Raw genomic sequence first — 15,088 nt, forward strand, 5'->3', positions numbered from 1 at the left:
TGATTTGTATATTGTTAATTTATTGATATAAAAAGGCGATGCTGCATTTAATGCAGCACCGCCTTTCTAGTTTGCCCTATTCTTTTTTTGCTTGTGTACTTTTCTTTTTCTTCTGTTCCATAGTGCCCAAATCGATAAAAATAAAACGGCCCCAAATAAATCAAGAAGCACATCTTCACCCGCCGGCGTCCTTCCCCCGGTCAGCGATTGACGATATTCATCGGTTAAAGCAATGACTGCCGTAATCACCAAAGCCAGCCACACTTTTGGCTTTGGCAAGAGATTCAGCACGGCCAAGGCAATCAACCCGAACATCAAGACATGTGCACCTTTTCGAATCAGAAATTCGACAAACAGGTAATAGCCCCTTTCTTCGATGGATACATGAGTGCCCCAATACGGAATTTCCAAATGGCTCAATACCCCTTTGAACGGCTGGGACGGCAAATACTTTTCCAACATGGGGATCAAGGATTGTTCTTCATACGTTTGGCCGGATGATACAAATAAGACGGCAAATAAAATAAGAAAGATGAGTATTTTTTTCATAGTTGAATTGTATCATGAATTTATTTGCGGGTTGCGGCTGGACAGAAAAAACACACCCGCCTCTAGGCGGATGTGTTTGATCCATTTAATCTCTGCTATGTTCGCCCCAGCATTCCGTATTTTTCAAGCCCGGAATGTTTTTTGCGAAAAACTCCGGGTTCTTGCCGGCTTTACGTTGGGTGGTGTAATCGTTCAGCACTTTGAATGCCGTTTTTCCGAGGATCGCGATAACGGTCAAGTTGAGCACCGCCATGAGCCCCATGAACAAATCGGCCATATTCCAGACGAGCTGCACTTTTGCGAGTGCACCGAACATTACCATACCGAGCACGCCGAAGCGGTAAGCCGTCAGCCACGCACTGTGCGCATTGATAAATTCAATATTCGTCTCGCCGTAATAATAATTCCCGATAATCGAACTGAAGGCGAAAAACATGATGGCAATGGCCAGGAAATACGGAGCCCAGTCGCCGACGTGGACATTCAGGGAAGCTTGAGTCAGCGAAATCCCTTCCTGTTCGCCTGTTTTGTAGACGCCCGCCAAAATGATGATAAAAGCGGTAGCCGAACAAATGATGATGGTATCAAAGAACACACCCAAACTTTGGACAAGGCCCTGCTTCGCGGGATGCGATACGTTCGCCGCTGCTGCCGCGTTCGGCACCGACCCCATCCCTGCTTCGTTCGAGAACAAACCGCGGCGCACACCTTGCATAATTGCCGCCCCGATTGCTCCGCCTGCCGCTTCTTCCAGGCCGAACGCGCTCTTGACAATGAGCGCCATAATAGCCGGGATTTCGGTGATATTCATGATAATTACATATAAAGCCACCAGAATATACAGCACCGCCATAACTGGTACCAGCACCTGAGTTACATGGGCAATCCGCTGTACCCCTCCGAAAATGATCAGTGCTGTCAAGATGACCAATCCCAAACCGATTCCCCATTCCGGGATGCGGAAGACATCTTCGAATGATTGCGCAATGGTGTTCGACTGCACCGAGTTGAAGATAAAGCCGAACGCCAATGTCAATAAAATCGCAAAGACAATTCCAAGTTTCCGGTTGCCGAGCGCTTTTTCCATGTAATAAGCCGGCCCTCCGCGAAACTGCTCGCCGTCTTTCACTTTATAAACTTGTGCCAATGTACTTTCAATAAATGCAGTTGACATCCCGATCAGAGCCACCATCCACATCCAGAAAACGGCGCCTGGCCCTCCGACCGCAATAGCAATGGCCACACCAGTGATATTTCCTGTGCCGACCCGGGAGGCTGTAGAAATGGTAAAGGCCTGGAATGCCGAGACTCCATCTTTTCCGTCTTTTTTCTCCGTGATTACGCGGAACATTTCGCCAAACAGGCGTATCTGTACAAATTTTGTGCGAATCGTAAAATATAAACCGAGTCCTAAAAGTAAGGCAATTAAGATATACGTCCATAATAAATCATTGCCTTCATTGATGACCCACGTCAGTCCATCCAAAATAGTATCCATAAAATATCTCCTTTTAACTGTAGTTTATAGCTACAGTCTCTTAGCTGTAATTTTCTTAGATGCAGTTAAACCTGTTTACTTTACCCCAATACTTAAAACCGAAAACCTGCTCAAGTTCTTCTCAGCGTTTCGGCCAATACCCGCGCTCCGATATCCAGCGCTTTCCGGTTGAACGCCATGTCCGGATGATGGAGACCGGGTGCAAGGTCTGCCCCTACTCCGAGCATCGCCGCTTTCAGTTCGGGCTTTTTGATTGTATAAAAATGAAAATCGTCCGCACCGGTTGTGTCGATCGGCGCTGACGTATGGTCATCTCCGATAACAGACCGGATAGCAGCATTCGCAATTTGCATCGCTTCTTCCGATACTTCCGCTGCCGGTGTGTAATCATCCCATTTCCAGTCAATTGCAACGCCATATAACGCTGCGATGGATTCGAGCCCCGCATCGATGCGTTTTCTCAATTCCGCCATCAGGCTGTTCGACTGGGAACGGACATCCAGCGCAAATACAGCGCTGCCTGGAATGATATTCAACGACTCGCCCCCTGCCTGGATATTCGTCAGCTTCGCCGAATAAGATTCGAACGGCGAGAAATAAATCGATTTCACAAACTGGTGAATCGCCACAATGACGTCAATGGCATTTTTCCCTTGATGCGGCCGCGCTCCGTGCGCATCCACGCCGGAAATTCTGCCTTTCAGGAAAATTCCGGAGCCGTGATGGATGGCAGGCGCTACTTGGCCAAAAGGCAATTCCTCAACCGGCCGCAGGTGCACACCGTATAAATGCGTCACATCTTCCAGCGCTCCGCGTTCAATCATCGCAAGCGAGCCGTTCCCTTTTTCCTCTGCCGGCTGAAAAATAAAACGAATACGCTTCGTCAGGGTTTTATCTTTCAAGTAAAGAAGCGCCCCCAGCACCATCGCCATATTGGCATCATGGCCGCAGGAATGGTTGGCTTGCACCTTGCCCTGCACTTCCTGCCACAGCGCATCAATGTCTGCCCGAACAGCCACCACTTGGTCTCCTTTGCCGATTTCAGCAATCAATCCCGTTACGTCATCGAAGGTGTGATGCTTAATTTGCAGTTCTTCCATAATATCAGCCAACTTCTTCGTCGTTTGCACTTCTTTCCAGCTCACTTCCGGATGGGCATGAAAATGGTCGAAGTATTCGAGGATTTTTGATTCATTATCCATTTGTCGGTCCATTCCCTTCCACTGTGCAGGTGGCTGTAGTCAGTTTCTGCAGCTGATTTTCATCCACTTCGACGCCAAGGCCGGGCTGTTCAGTCAGATTCACATAGGGAAGTTGAAACTCAAGGTTCCCAATCTCTTCTGCAAATAAAAGAGGGCCGGTCAATTCCGCGGTCTGGATATTGCGGCGGGACATCACCGCATGATAGCCTGCCGCAGAGCCGACCGATGATTCAACCATCGAACCGATTTGGGCAATAATACCGGCCGCTTCGGCCGCTTTCGCCATTTGGATAGCCGGGAATATACCACCGGATTTCATCAATTTGATATTGATGTAATCGGCTGCTTCAAGGCGGATGATTTCAAGCACATCTTCCATCGTCTGGACACTTTCGTCTGCCATAATCGGTGTTGACGTTTTCTTGCGGACCTCTGCAAGCCCGCGGATGTCCCCCATGCGGATCGGCTGTTCAATCCATGTCAGCTGGGCGTCCGCCAATTGGTTGATGGTCTGAACCGCATGCCCCACCGTTTTCCAGCCTTGATTGACATCGATGCGGATCGGCATATCGGGGCCAACCGCTTTTCTTACCGCATAGATGCGGGCAATGTCAGTAGCAGAATCTGTGCCGCCCACTTTCAATTTCAGGCTGCTGAATCCTTGGTCCATCGCTTTCTTTGCTTTTTCCGCCATGATTTCCGGCGCCTCGATGCTCAGCACTTTCGGGTATTGCAAATTGTCATGCGCGCGCCCGCCAATCAAGTTATAGACCGGCTGATTTGCCGCTTTCCCCATTAAATCGTAGCACGCAATATCGATTGCCGCTTTCGCCGCTGGATTGTTGGCAATCGCCGCATCCATAAGGTGATGGATGTGTTCAATATCGAAAGGGCTTTGGTTGATAATTTGCGGAACAAGTACGTTTTTTAAAATCTCATATGTACCCGTGACTTGTTCTCCCGTCACATGCTCATCCGGCACACCTTCTCCGTATCCGATGAGGCCCGTGTCCGTCTCCAGCTTCACAATGACCGCTGGCATGTTCGGGTAGGTCGCATACGAAATGATGAACGGCTCCTTCAATGGAAATTCCACTGCATAGATCTGTGCTTTGACGATTTTCATCCCTGATTCCCCCTCGTGTATGTACAAATTAAATTGTACATGATTGGAGGCGGTTGTTGTAGGATAGGAAGGATTATTTTGGTGTTCATTCTGGATCAAGTGCTTGGAATGGAAAAGACCTTCGCAATGCGCGAAGGTCTCCTAAAAACTGAAGTGTGCATTTCGCTGGTCGCGAACTGCGATTAGGGTTCTATCGGCGTTTCCCGGGTTTTTATCGATGTTTCAAGATTTTCTATCGGTGTTTTGAGGATTTCTATCAGTGTTTTAACAGTTTCTATCTGTGTTCGTTCAGTTCTATGTCTTTCCAAGACTCAAAATTAAGTGCTTGAAATGGAAAAGACCTTCGCAGTACGCGAAGGTCTCCAGAAAGCTTAAGTACGCATTTCGCTGGTCGCGAACTGCGATTCGGGTTTTATCGGTGTTTTTTTTGTTTCTATCGACGTTTCTCACGTTTCTATCGGTGTTTTTGGGGTTTCTATCGACGTTTCATACGTTTCTATCGGCGTTTTGAAGGTTTTTATCGGTGTTCTTCTTTTTGTCGATAAAAACGATGTCTTTTTCCACCGACTTCTTCTAGATTTTTTCTTTTTAATGCCCGTTTGGCAGCTTCTTGAGTCGGCATTCCAAGGAAGGTTTTGCATTCATTCGAAGTGATGGTTGGTTTGCAAAGCATAAACCAATCGTCAATGGCTGTGAGGTGCGCATCCAAACTGATTAAGTTGCACGGTGCGCATTCCCATTTGCGCACGATGCGCTTCATTTTTCTTAAACCGCAGCGCGGGCAGTAGACGCCATTTTGGATGTCCTGGAGATTGATTCTCATGTTGGGGGCTAAAGGGAAAGGCTGGTATTTCTGATCAACAGCCAAGAGATTTTGGCCGAGTGAATTCAGCTGTTCCACACTAAGAAGCTGCTTTTCAATTTTTAACCGGTGCAATTGGAAAAACAGTTCATCTGCAATCCATACGGTTGCTCCCGGAGGCACATTTCCAATCACTTGCGAAGGATATGCCATTACTACGGCGGTTTCAACCGGCAAGCTACAGCCAATTTGCTTCAACACTTTTTCCATTTTGATTTTTGCCGTTTCTGCCTGGATCACCGGACTTTTAAAATAGCGGCGTTTTCCATTCGGCATGGTTTGATCCAATACGCTGGGATTCGACTGAAGCTTCAGCTCTCCTCCCATATTCTTGATTTCCAATATCAATAGCCGATCTTGTGTAATAAAAACAGTATCAATTTGGCTGCGGTCTGGCAGTGACAAATCCTGAATGACGACAAACGGATAGTCCGGCTCGAAGTAAGACAGGAGTTCATCCACTCGTTCTTCGCCTCCTGCTCCCGCTTTCTCGTAATTCAGCAATTCCTGGATTTTGCTGTTCTTTTCATGTTTGACCGGTAGCCTTTTCAATAACGCTTCATAGCCAGCGATTTTCGCTGTTCTTTCACGATACTTAATGATCATTTTCATCCCCCCTGCTTGATTGTATCAAGCTCCTCGAGATAATTCCATATATATCCAAATACGAGATTTGAATAGCTATATCGATGGAAAAATGAGATTTGGATGATGTATTGGCCGAGAGAAATATTTTACCTATCGATGTTTTCAAGTTCTTAATCGGTGTTCTTCAAAACAAGCTTCACCCTCTCGTACAAATTTAAAGGCTCAGATGGAAAAGACCTTCGCCTGAAGCGAAGGTCTCCTTCAAAGAACAAACATGCATTTCGCTTTGGCGAAATACAAAGACCAAACTTTTTTATCGACAGTTTGAAGGGGTTCTATCGGTGTTTCCGGCTTTTCTATCGAAGTTTATCTGATTTCTATCGGTGTTTTGAAAGTTTCTATCGCTATTACCAGCTTTTAAATCGGTGTTTTTCTATTTTCTATCGATATTCTCCAAAACATGCTCCGCTCTCTGGTACAAAATCAAAGGCTTGGATGGAAGAGCCCTTCGCTGCCAAACATGCATTTCGCTTTGGCGAAATGCGATAGAACGATTTTCTATCGACAGTCCGAAGGGGTTCTATCACTGTTTCCAGCTTTTTAATCGGTGTTTCTCCGGTTTCTATCGGTGTTTTAACGCTTTCTATCGGCGTTTCACAAGTTTCTATCGGTGTTTTTCAAAGATAATCAAAAAGAGGCCTTCGCTCTAAGCGAAGGTCTCTTCTTTTATCATGCTCTTCATTTAATCATTTGGCTCTTAACCGAAATCGACAAAATCAATTCTTCCAGCAAAATCGGCATTTCTTCAAATGTATTTTTGATGTGCAGCCGTTCGGTGCGTTTATGGGCGTCTTTTCCGAAAGGTCCGACATTCAAGACAGGCGCCTGCAATTGCTTCATCGCCTGGAACGGGATGTTGTATAGGTCGCCGTAAACGGGTGTGTTTTTTTCATAGGTGATCCAGCCGCCATTTTGATCGGTGTAATTGACATAACTTAAATCCGAAATGCCGTTGAAGTAATGGATTTGCTCTATTTTCAGCCCGAATTTATTCATCGCATTGGTCGTCACTTGTTCCACGCAGCGTTTGACAAGTTCGTCTTCCGATGAGTTTACTGGTGGATAATAAGGCGGCGCATACAGCAGCACGGTCGCCGGTGTCAGCTCCTGGCAATTGATCAACAGGATGTCGACGATATGCATCGACTTTTCACGCACATCCCATTCCGGATGCATCATGGTATCGTATAATGCCGCATTGACATAATCGATGCCAAACTTTTCAATTGCATATTTCATCAATTCTTCAAAGCGGAGCACACGGATATCGCCGACCGGTTCGATGTTTTCGCGTTCGCACATGGCGCGGTAGTCGCGCGTGCAATGCTCCATCGCTTCGATGGCCACTTTCTCGAATTGCTCAAATACTTCCTCGGCCGTTTTTTCCATTAAAAAGACATTGTACATGGCGCTGGTCCGGTACGGGGTCTGTGCCGAGTACGCTTCTTTCATATCCCGCTGAAATAAAGTTACAGGCAAAGGCGTTGTTTCTCCGTGGACGGTTTCCGTAAAACTTGTATTCCACTCCATCCGGTGCGTCAAATAAGTCGAGATATAGCTGGAAGTGATGCCGGATAGCGGTTCGCCGACATGTGTTTCCTTGCCGTAGAACAAGGCGGATGGCATGATCTTGCCGATCGATCCGGTATAGAGGTAATGCGCAGTATCTCCTGGATGTTGGGCAAATACCGGTTCACCGTTCAAGAATAAGATGTATTCCAAACCATGCTCCCGTTCCAGATCCAGCAGTTTCGCAACACCATAGCGCATGCCGGCGGAATTCACTTCTTCATCGGCCACTGTCACCAGCAGCAAATTGATGGGCCATTGTTCGGCAGCCGCTTTTTCAATCATTGCCATATGGAGCGCCAGACCTGCTTTCATGTCCATGGTGCCTCGCCCGAATAAGTACTCCCCTGACTCGAGATCTGCCTGAGCATAGGGATCCAATTCATCACGAACCTTCATGAAAGCTTCTGCCAATTCCAGCGGGCTGCAAGCAAGCGGCTCCAAATCGCCGTATTCCGAAGTATGGACGGTATCGTAATGGCTGATGAGTACAATCGTCTCGGCAGCGTCAGGGTGTTTGTAAAGTGCCGTGACGTTTTCACGCCCCCAATTCACTTGCGTTAGCGCCAAGTTTTCAGGATGTTCCTGGAAATATGGAAGCATCTCCAGTTTTTCTTTTAATTTATAGGCGAACTGGACTTCACCTTCTGTTAAGGTCATGCTTTTCCAGCCGACCAATTCACATAACAATTCCTGCAGTTTTTCGGGAGTCCCCCAGTATGTCGTCATCTTATGCCCTCCTCTATATGCCACTCCGATTGTTATCGTTTTTGCTCCAGCGTTTTCAGCCATGCCCCCATGCGTTCCATCGCCTGTTCAAGCGTCGGCATGGAATAGGCATATGAAATGCGGAGAAAACCTTCTCCCGCTTTTGTAAAGGCTGACCCCGGCACAGCGGCCACGCCTCCTTCTTTCAATAAAGCGGTGGCGAATTCGAACGATGTCATGCCGTATTTCGCGATGGAAGGGAAAATATAAAAGGCGCCTGCCGGTTTCACGACATCAAGGCCCATTTCGGTCAGTTTTCCATAGACGAAATCACAGCGCTCCCGATAGGCCCGGTTCATCACTTCCGGAGCGTCACGGTTATTCTTCAACGCTTCGATTGCGGCATACTGGCTCGGCAAGGATGCACATACCGTATTGTACATATGCACTTTCAGCACTTGTGTAACATATTGTTCCGGCCCCAGCAAAAAGCCCATGCGCCAGCCCGTCATGGAATGGGATTTGGACAAGCCGTGCACGAGAAACGTCCGGTCTTTAATGGCATCAAAACCAGCAAACGAAATATGAATGCCTTCAAATGTATTTTCACTGTAGATCTCATCGGTCACCACAAAGATTTCATGTTTGCTGAGCTCTTCCACCAACGGCCCCATTTGGGCTTCCGTCAGCGTGACACCTGTGGGATTGGAAGGGAAATTAAATAAAATCGCTTTGGTTTTATTGGTAATCAACGCTTTGATCGCTTCTACTGTCGGCACAAGACCAGTAGCGGATGTATCGAGCAGAACCGGTTTTCCGCCATTCAGTTCAATGATCGGTTCATATCCGGCAAAGCAAGGTGCAGGAAGAATCACTTCGTCACCTTCTTGCAGGATGGTGCGGAAAACGGCATCAAGCGCTTCGCTTGCCCCGTTCGTTGCAATAATTTCAGTTTGCGGATTATATGTCAGGTTATAAGTATCTTTGAAAAATGCGGAGATTTCCTGCCGCAGTTCAATCAGCCCTGCATTATGGGAATAGCCGGTCAGGTTAGCAGTAATGGCAGCTTTTCCGGCTTCTTTCACCTTTTCTGGCGTTGGAAAATCAGGCTGGCCGATTGTTAGGTTGATGGCATCCGGATAGTTGGGCAGCTGATTGAAAAACTGGCGGATGCCTGAGATTTTTAGCGCTTCTGCACGTGGATTCAATGTTAATGGCATGAATTAAAACTCCGTTTCATATTTCGACTTATATCTATTTTCGGCTTTTTTCTATTATATTGCAAATATCCGGAAAATAAACCCGGCATAGACAAAAAAGCGGCTCAAACGCTGAGCCGCTTTTTCCGCTTCTTCAATAAATCTTCCGCCGCACCGGATCCGAACAATACCCCGATTACAATCAGCACAAGCCCGAATATATGACGGGATGTGATGACTTCACCAAGAATGACCGCGGCGCCGACCAGAGAGAAAAACGTGTTCAAATTCATGAAAATCGCTGCTTTTGTCGGTCCGGCCTGTCCGATGGAATAGTTGTAGAGCATATGCCCGACAGCAGTGCCCAGTACAGCAGAAAAGAAGAACGCCAGCCAGAAATTAGACGGCACCTCTGCGAAAGCCTTAATTTCCCCTGGCTCCTGGATGAGGGAAATGATGAATAAAATAGCAGCTCCTACGATGAACATGTAAGCTGTCAGCAAGCGGGGGTCCATGGAGCTCACCGATTTTGAAATGACGAGAAAGCTGAGTACTTGGGCGAGTATTGAAAGAAAGACGAAAACGTCGCCGATATTCATGCCGGTTGCCGCCCCGCTTCCTACCATCACCGTCGCTGATACGCCGGCAAGCCCGATCACCACGCCGAGCCATTGCAGTTTTGAAGGGTAGCTTCTAAGGATCAATGAAACGAGAACTGCTGTCAGCATCGGCCCTGTCCCTAAAATCAGCCCCGCGTTTGAACCGGATGTAATGGCCAGCCCGCTGGATAGGAAATAATGATGTCCCACAACGTTTAGTAGTGCGCCAAGCACAATAAACGACCATTCATGTTTCCTTGGCAAACGAAGCAATTTCATGCCGGCAAGTATGATGAAAACGGTAATGCCGGCCGTCAGTATACGGAATGTCGTCAAAGTCACGGGGTCGACAAATTTAACCAAGTATTTCACTGAAGGCAAATTGAAGCCCCAGACGAGCATAACAAGCGTTAAGATGATATAAATTTTCCATTGTTTCAATCAGGTCAAGCCTTCTTTCGAGTTCCGAATTACCCATTTATCTTACGCCGGTTCCAATGAAAAGTAAACGCCTCTGCGGCTATTTAGCAGCTCTTACATTATAATCGTAGGCTTTCCGGTTGATCACTAAGCTGAATATGATAAATGCTGCCAATGACATGATCACTGGAAGCGTCACCGTATGGACGCCGAACAGCATGCCGTTTGCATTGTTATAGAAATGCAATGCGACATAGCTGCTGATGCCCGTAATCATGGAAGCGATGGCGCCGTATTTATTGCCCCATTTCCAATAAAGCCCGAGCACTACCGGCCAGATAAATGCCGCTTCCAATCCGCCAAAAGCAAACAGATTCAGGAAAATCAGCAGTTCCGGCGGATCAAGCGCCAGCAGGAAAACAATAACCCCGAGTGCGCCGGTGATGCCAAAGGAAATCCGTTTGATGGTTTTTATATCGGCATCCGGTTTTATGTAATTCAAGTAAACATCTTTCACAATCGTCGATGACACCAGGATCAGCAATGAATCCACCGTCGACATGATGGCGGCCATCGGTGCGGCAAGGACAATCCCGGCGGCCCATGGCGGCAAGGTCTCCAATGCGATCATCGGAATGACTTTATCTCCGATGTCGATGCCCGGCAAGATAGGGCGTGCGAAAATGCCGATCAAATGCATATTCAGCATTATAAACCCGGTCACCACTGTGCCGATGATCAGTGCCCGGTGCATCGAACGGGAATTTTTATATGACATCGCCCGCACTGCAATTTGCGGCAGCCCGACCACACCGACTCCCACCAAAATCCAGAAAGAAGATATATAGGCAGCACTTAAACTGCCATCCGCTCCGAAAGGTGTCACGAGTCTCGGGTTTTCATTGATTAAATCGGCCATGATATTCGGAATTCCGCCACCGGCGATAATAACCGCAATCAACAAGACCAAGGTACCGATAAACATGACGGCCCCCTGCACTGCATCTGTCACGGCAACCGCGCGGAACCCTCCGATTGTCACATAAACGAGAACGCTGACCGCAAAGATAAACAAAGCCGTATTGTAAGGCAGGCCCGTCAGCGATTCCACAAGCCGCGCACCGCCGATCCACTGTGCTGCCATTGCGGAGAATAAGAAAATGATGATACTCAGTGCAGACAAAATAACGACCCAAGTGCTGTTATAGCGAGCTTTTAAAAAGTCGATCATCGTCACGGCTTCATAACGGCGTGCCATGATGGCGAATTTCTTCCCTAAAATCATCAGCACAAAATAACCGGTCACGACTTGCGTCATCGCCAGCAACACCCAGCCGAAGCCCAGTGTATAAGCCGTACCGGGTCCGCCGAGAAAACTGGAGGCGCTGCCGTATGTAGCAACCATCGTCATCGCCAGCACAAACCCGCCGAGTTCCCGGCTTCCCAGAAAATAATCATTGATGAAATTAGAGTGAGCAGCCAGTTTGGTGCTGGACCAATAGCCGATTGCAAAAATGATCAGCAAAAAGACGATCATCGGGATGATTACTGCTATATTCATCGTTCGTCTTCCTCCTCTTCAAACGGCACTTCCACAAAGAAAAACTTCACAATGACGATCACCAGCACCACAGTCAGCAAAAAGCCCAATACACAACTATAAAAAAACCAGTCCGGCAACCCCCAAATATACGTGTATTCCTCTACAGGGCGTGAGCCCATTCCATAAGCAAAGCCAAACCACCAGACAAAATTGAAAAGTGCCAGTCCGAGCCCGATCATCGCTTCCCGATTGGCGATTCTAAAACGCCAGTCCGTTTCTTTCATCTGTTTTCACTCCTTTCCATTAATCTCCACTTGTTTTATTCTCATGATTCTACTGATTGAGTTTTTCTTAATCCTATCAATTGAACAGTGAACTGTCACTCTTACAAATTACGTGACCGGCTTTTGGCCACAAAAAAACCTGGAAGCAGCAGCTTCCAGGTTGATTATGTCAATTACTATCTTGCCAGTAAAAACTCGACATACTTGCGCCAATTGGTATTTTTAGCAAATTCGTAATCCGGACGTTCGCTCGGGAAAGGCACAAAGACTTTTGGAGCTGATTTGAAGTCCCTCAATGTATCATCTTTCAGCATCAAGGATCCTGGTGCAATGCCTTCGCTTAAGACAGCTTTGCCATTCACTTCAAAATCGATCGTGACCGGAACCATTGCCGCATTGCCTTGTTCAGCTAAGACATAGGCGGATCCGGTGGTGTCGTAGCGGTCGAAAATCCAAGGATTTGGCATTGCGACTGCGTCGGCAGCTTCATTGGTGATCACTTCCGCATTCGCCGAACTGCCAAATGGCAGTTCGCCGCTGAACGGCTCGTCTGCCATGATTTGAACTTCATAAAATGCAATCGGATTGGCCTGCTCTTTCGGATCAAGCTCCTTGTAAGCTTCCAGCCATCTGGAATCTCCAGCCGGAATTCGTGAAACGCTCATGACTGTTCCGGGAACGGCTTGGTCCAATCCTTTCGCCTGGACCATTACACGGTCCTGGGCAGCGACGTCCTGCCACTCATCTTCCTTTACATACGTGACAAATATTTTTTCTTCCGAATAAATTTCAACACTGAGCGGTGAAGAATCCCGATTAACTTTAGCTATTACTCCTTCTACCGGACTAATCAGTGCTGGGTTTGCCAAACTCTGATTCAATTGGGCATTGATGACAGCCAATTGGGATTCGATTGCTGCCAGGCGCTGTTCGGCTTGGGCAATTCCTGCGGCAAATGAACCGTCTTGAGGCACTTGCACGCCAACAGAAAAATCGAAATTGTATTCAATGACGTCGCCGTCTTCATTGGTCTCGGTTGAGCGGTCCTTAGTATTTTCAGATTCCTTGCCGCCTTGGCTGGCTCGGGCCGATTCAAGTGCGCTCAACGAACTTTGCACTTCGCTTTTTTCAGCTTCTAATGCGCTTTTCTCGGATTCCCAAATCATCCGTTGCCCTTCAGATTCCGCTTCATTCAGCAAGGCAAGTTCAGAGCCGGCTTGTACAGTGTCGCCTTCGTTGACCGTCCATTGCTCAATCGCATCTGAATCCTGTACATAAATTTGTGTACTGAGCCGAGGAGCCACGATGGACTCTTTTGGCAATTCTTTTGTATAGGTATTGGCATACGCCTTTTCGTATTCACTGACATAGACGTTTTTATAGACGATGCTTTTCTCCCCGAACAGCAATAAGGCATTGGCGGCGATAAAAGCAGTTAATGCGATGGAGAGGCCGATGAAAAAGAATCTATTCAATGGAAGCTCCCCCTCTCGTAAAATCGCTCAGCATCTCATCAAGCGGCACATAAGCGCTGAATAAGCCAATAACCACTGCCACCGCAAGATGAATCAAAATCAGCAGCAATAAAATCAGTTTGGGTGAGAATTCGGTAAAGCTGCGGACAAAACGATATTGAATGGCAATGACCAATGACGTGAAAATAGTTAATTGATTAAAGAAAAAGATCAAGAAAGTGTGGTTCATTAAGGTGTCGTCCAAAAAAGTCATGGCCAAAGGACCAAACGAGAAAAGCGATACTGGCATCGTGTAGCCTGCTACGGCGAACAGGAAAAACGTCAACGCTTTTTCAATGAGCAATACAGCCACTACATATGCCTGCATGACGAGCGCTGCCCGAAAAGTCATTTTCGTCAATTTGCTGAATAAAAAAGCCACTCCATACGAATGGAATGCCAAATAAAATCCCGCCCAAATCAAGGTGCCAAAAAGAGACGTCCAGCGGGCAAGCGTATAGGCATCCCAAGACGGTTCTGCTAAGTAAGGAGTCAGCGATCGTGTATTCATTCCCCAAATTTCGCGCAGCGCAAAAAGCAGCACGCCCAGAGCAAAAATCCAGGCAAGCCGCTGGTTAAATTTCCGCATTTCGTTTTCTTGTATTTTATGTATTAATTCTCCTTGGCGAGTAAAATAACGCCAGAATTTAAAGTCAAATATCATGTATGTAATTTCCTTTCGGCGCAAATGATGGTTCTGCTTTCTTTACTTTACCAAAAAAAACAAAGCTTTGAAACGGTAAAGCTACCACATTTTTCAATATTTACATCATTGGGTCAAAAGACGCAAGTTTATTCCGTATGAAATAAAGCAGAAAATTATCACTTTAGTTTTTTTCATCGTTTGAAGCGTCCATAAGAAGCAAAGGTTTTTCATCCATTCTCCCTGAAAAGCGCCTGCCCATAGGCAATCGTTCAAACCGTTTGAGTAAAAGAAAAGAGCCGCCACTACAAGTCATTGAGGATGACTTAGGGGACAGCTCTTGTTTCTGTATTAAACGATTTTATATTTCTTATGTGAAATTACGGTCATGTTGGATGCTGCACCAATTTCTTTTGCATCTTCCGGTGAGATTTCAACAATCACCGAGTTGTCCATAATTTTAAAGATAGTTCCGTTGACTTCCACTCCGTTGCGAGTGAAAGAAATCCATTCACCAATTCTGCGGGCTGCTACAAATTCCGATACTTCTTTTTCATGCGGTTGAAATGCCATCGTTATCCTCGCCTCTCCTTAGTAGAAACAATATCTATTTATTATATCACAAATAAGACAGAGTTTCACCTCTTAAGCTGCACAGATTTCATGAGCAATTATCAGTAATGGCACCAGCATCTGATAGCATGTTCTTCCCTAGGATCTTCAT

At 46.8% G+C, this 15,088-nt stretch carries 13 protein-coding genes; all 13 read right to left on the reverse strand.

Going from position 1 to position 15,088, the window contains the following annotated elements; genetic code table 11:
• Nucleotides 1-66 precede the first annotated feature (66 nt).
• Complete coding sequence (locus tag AC3AQ9_RS08365) at nt 67-549, reverse strand: VanZ family protein (RefSeq protein WP_488307011.1); 483 nt, start codon at nt 547-549, stop codon at nt 67-69.
• An 85-nt stretch (nt 550-634) separates the two neighbouring features.
• Nucleotides 635-2,047 (reverse strand): alanine/glycine:cation symporter family protein, encoded by a 1,413-nt coding sequence (locus AC3AQ9_RS08370; protein ID WP_488307012.1) that lies wholly within the window; start codon nt 2,045-2,047, stop codon nt 635-637.
• Between the two features lie 110 nt (nt 2,048-2,157).
• Nucleotides 2,158-3,249, reverse strand: coding sequence for an amidohydrolase (locus AC3AQ9_RS08375; RefSeq protein ID WP_488307013.1), 1,092 nt, complete (start codon nt 3,247-3,249; stop codon nt 2,158-2,160).
• Complete coding sequence (locus AC3AQ9_RS08380) at nt 3,242-4,375, reverse strand: mandelate racemase/muconate lactonizing enzyme family protein (protein WP_488307014.1); 1,134 nt, start codon at nt 4,373-4,375, stop codon at nt 3,242-3,244. Before AC3AQ9_RS08380 ends, AC3AQ9_RS08375 begins: the two co-directional genes overlap by 8 nt.
• A 517-nt stretch (nt 4,376-4,892) precedes the next feature.
• Complete coding sequence (locus AC3AQ9_RS08385) at nt 4,893-5,843, reverse strand: nuclease-related domain-containing protein (protein ID WP_488307015.1); 951 nt, start codon at nt 5,841-5,843, stop codon at nt 4,893-4,895.
• Nucleotides 5,844-6,563: 720 nt separating this feature from the next.
• Nucleotides 6,564-8,183: a M20/M25/M40 family metallo-hydrolase gene (locus tag AC3AQ9_RS08390; protein ID WP_488307016.1), complete on the reverse strand. Its 1,620-nt coding sequence runs from the start codon at nt 8,181-8,183 to the stop codon at nt 6,564-6,566.
• A 32-nt stretch (nt 8,184-8,215) separates the two neighbouring features.
• Nucleotides 8,216-9,382: an aminotransferase class I/II-fold pyridoxal phosphate-dependent enzyme gene (locus AC3AQ9_RS08395; RefSeq protein WP_488307017.1), complete on the reverse strand. Its 1,167-nt coding sequence runs from the start codon at nt 9,380-9,382 to the stop codon at nt 8,216-8,218.
• A gap of 104 nt (nt 9,383-9,486) precedes the next feature.
• Nucleotides 9,487-10,401: a DMT family transporter gene (locus AC3AQ9_RS08400; protein ID WP_488307018.1), complete on the reverse strand. Its 915-nt coding sequence runs from the start codon at nt 10,399-10,401 to the stop codon at nt 9,487-9,489.
• Between the two features lie 79 nt (nt 10,402-10,480).
• Entirely contained in the window at nt 10,481-11,941 is a 1,461-nt protein-coding gene (gene panF, locus AC3AQ9_RS08405) for a sodium/pantothenate symporter (protein ID WP_488307019.1), read from the reverse strand.
• Nucleotides 11,938-12,207, reverse strand: coding sequence for a YhdT family protein (locus tag AC3AQ9_RS08410; RefSeq protein WP_488307020.1), 270 nt, complete (start codon nt 12,205-12,207; stop codon nt 11,938-11,940). Before AC3AQ9_RS08410 ends, panF begins: the two co-directional genes overlap by 4 nt.
• Nucleotides 12,208-12,383: 176 nt before the next feature.
• Nucleotides 12,384-13,682: an efflux RND transporter periplasmic adaptor subunit gene (locus tag AC3AQ9_RS08415; RefSeq protein WP_488307021.1), complete on the reverse strand. Its 1,299-nt coding sequence runs from the start codon at nt 13,680-13,682 to the stop codon at nt 12,384-12,386.
• A complete protein-coding gene (locus AC3AQ9_RS08420) occupies nt 13,675-14,385 on the reverse strand; it encodes a hypothetical protein (RefSeq protein ID WP_488307022.1) in 711 nt (236 codons plus the stop codon). Before AC3AQ9_RS08420 ends, AC3AQ9_RS08415 begins: the two co-directional genes overlap by 8 nt.
• 330 nt (nt 14,386-14,715) lie before the next feature.
• Nucleotides 14,716-14,937, reverse strand: a complete 222-nt coding sequence (locus tag AC3AQ9_RS08425) for a DUF2187 family protein (protein WP_135501577.1) — start codon at nt 14,935-14,937, stop codon at nt 14,716-14,718.
• Nucleotides 14,938-15,088: the final 151 nt, after the last annotated feature.

The organism is Planococcus sp. VCh962 (genome assembly GCF_057748275.1).

Bases quoted from the DNA above. Each gene is read 5' to 3' on its own strand.
- AC3AQ9_RS08365 (WP_488307011.1), bottom strand. From the start codon at position 549: ATGAAAAAAATACTCATCTTTCTTATTTTATTTGCCGTCTTATTTGTA.
- AC3AQ9_RS08370 (WP_488307012.1), bottom strand. From the start codon at position 2,047: ATGGATACTATTTTGGATGGACTGACGTGGGTCATCAATGAAGGCAAT.
- AC3AQ9_RS08375 (WP_488307013.1), bottom strand. From the start codon at position 3,249: ATGGATAATGAATCAAAAATCCTCGAATACTTCGACCATTTTCATGCC.
- AC3AQ9_RS08380 (WP_488307014.1), bottom strand. From the start codon at position 4,375: ATGAAAATCGTCAAAGCACAGATCTATGCAGTGGAATTTCCATTGAAG.
- AC3AQ9_RS08385 (WP_488307015.1), bottom strand. From the start codon at position 5,843: ATGATCATTAAGTATCGTGAAAGAACAGCGAAAATCGCTGGCTATGAA.
- AC3AQ9_RS08390 (WP_488307016.1), bottom strand. From the start codon at position 8,183: ATGACGACATACTGGGGGACTCCCGAAAAACTGCAGGAATTGTTATGT.
- AC3AQ9_RS08395 (WP_488307017.1), bottom strand. From the start codon at position 9,382: ATGCCATTAACATTGAATCCACGTGCAGAAGCGCTAAAAATCTCAGGC.
- panF (WP_488307019.1), bottom strand. From the start codon at position 11,941: ATGAATATAGCAGTAATCATCCCGATGATCGTCTTTTTGCTGATCATT.
- AC3AQ9_RS08410 (WP_488307020.1), bottom strand. From the start codon at position 12,207: ATGAAAGAAACGGACTGGCGTTTTAGAATCGCCAATCGGGAAGCGATG.
- AC3AQ9_RS08420 (WP_488307022.1), bottom strand. From the start codon at position 14,385: ATGATATTTGACTTTAAATTCTGGCGTTATTTTACTCGCCAAGGAGAA.
- AC3AQ9_RS08425 (WP_135501577.1), bottom strand. From the start codon at position 14,937: ATGGCATTTCAACCGCATGAAAAAGAAGTATCGGAATTTGTAGCAGCC.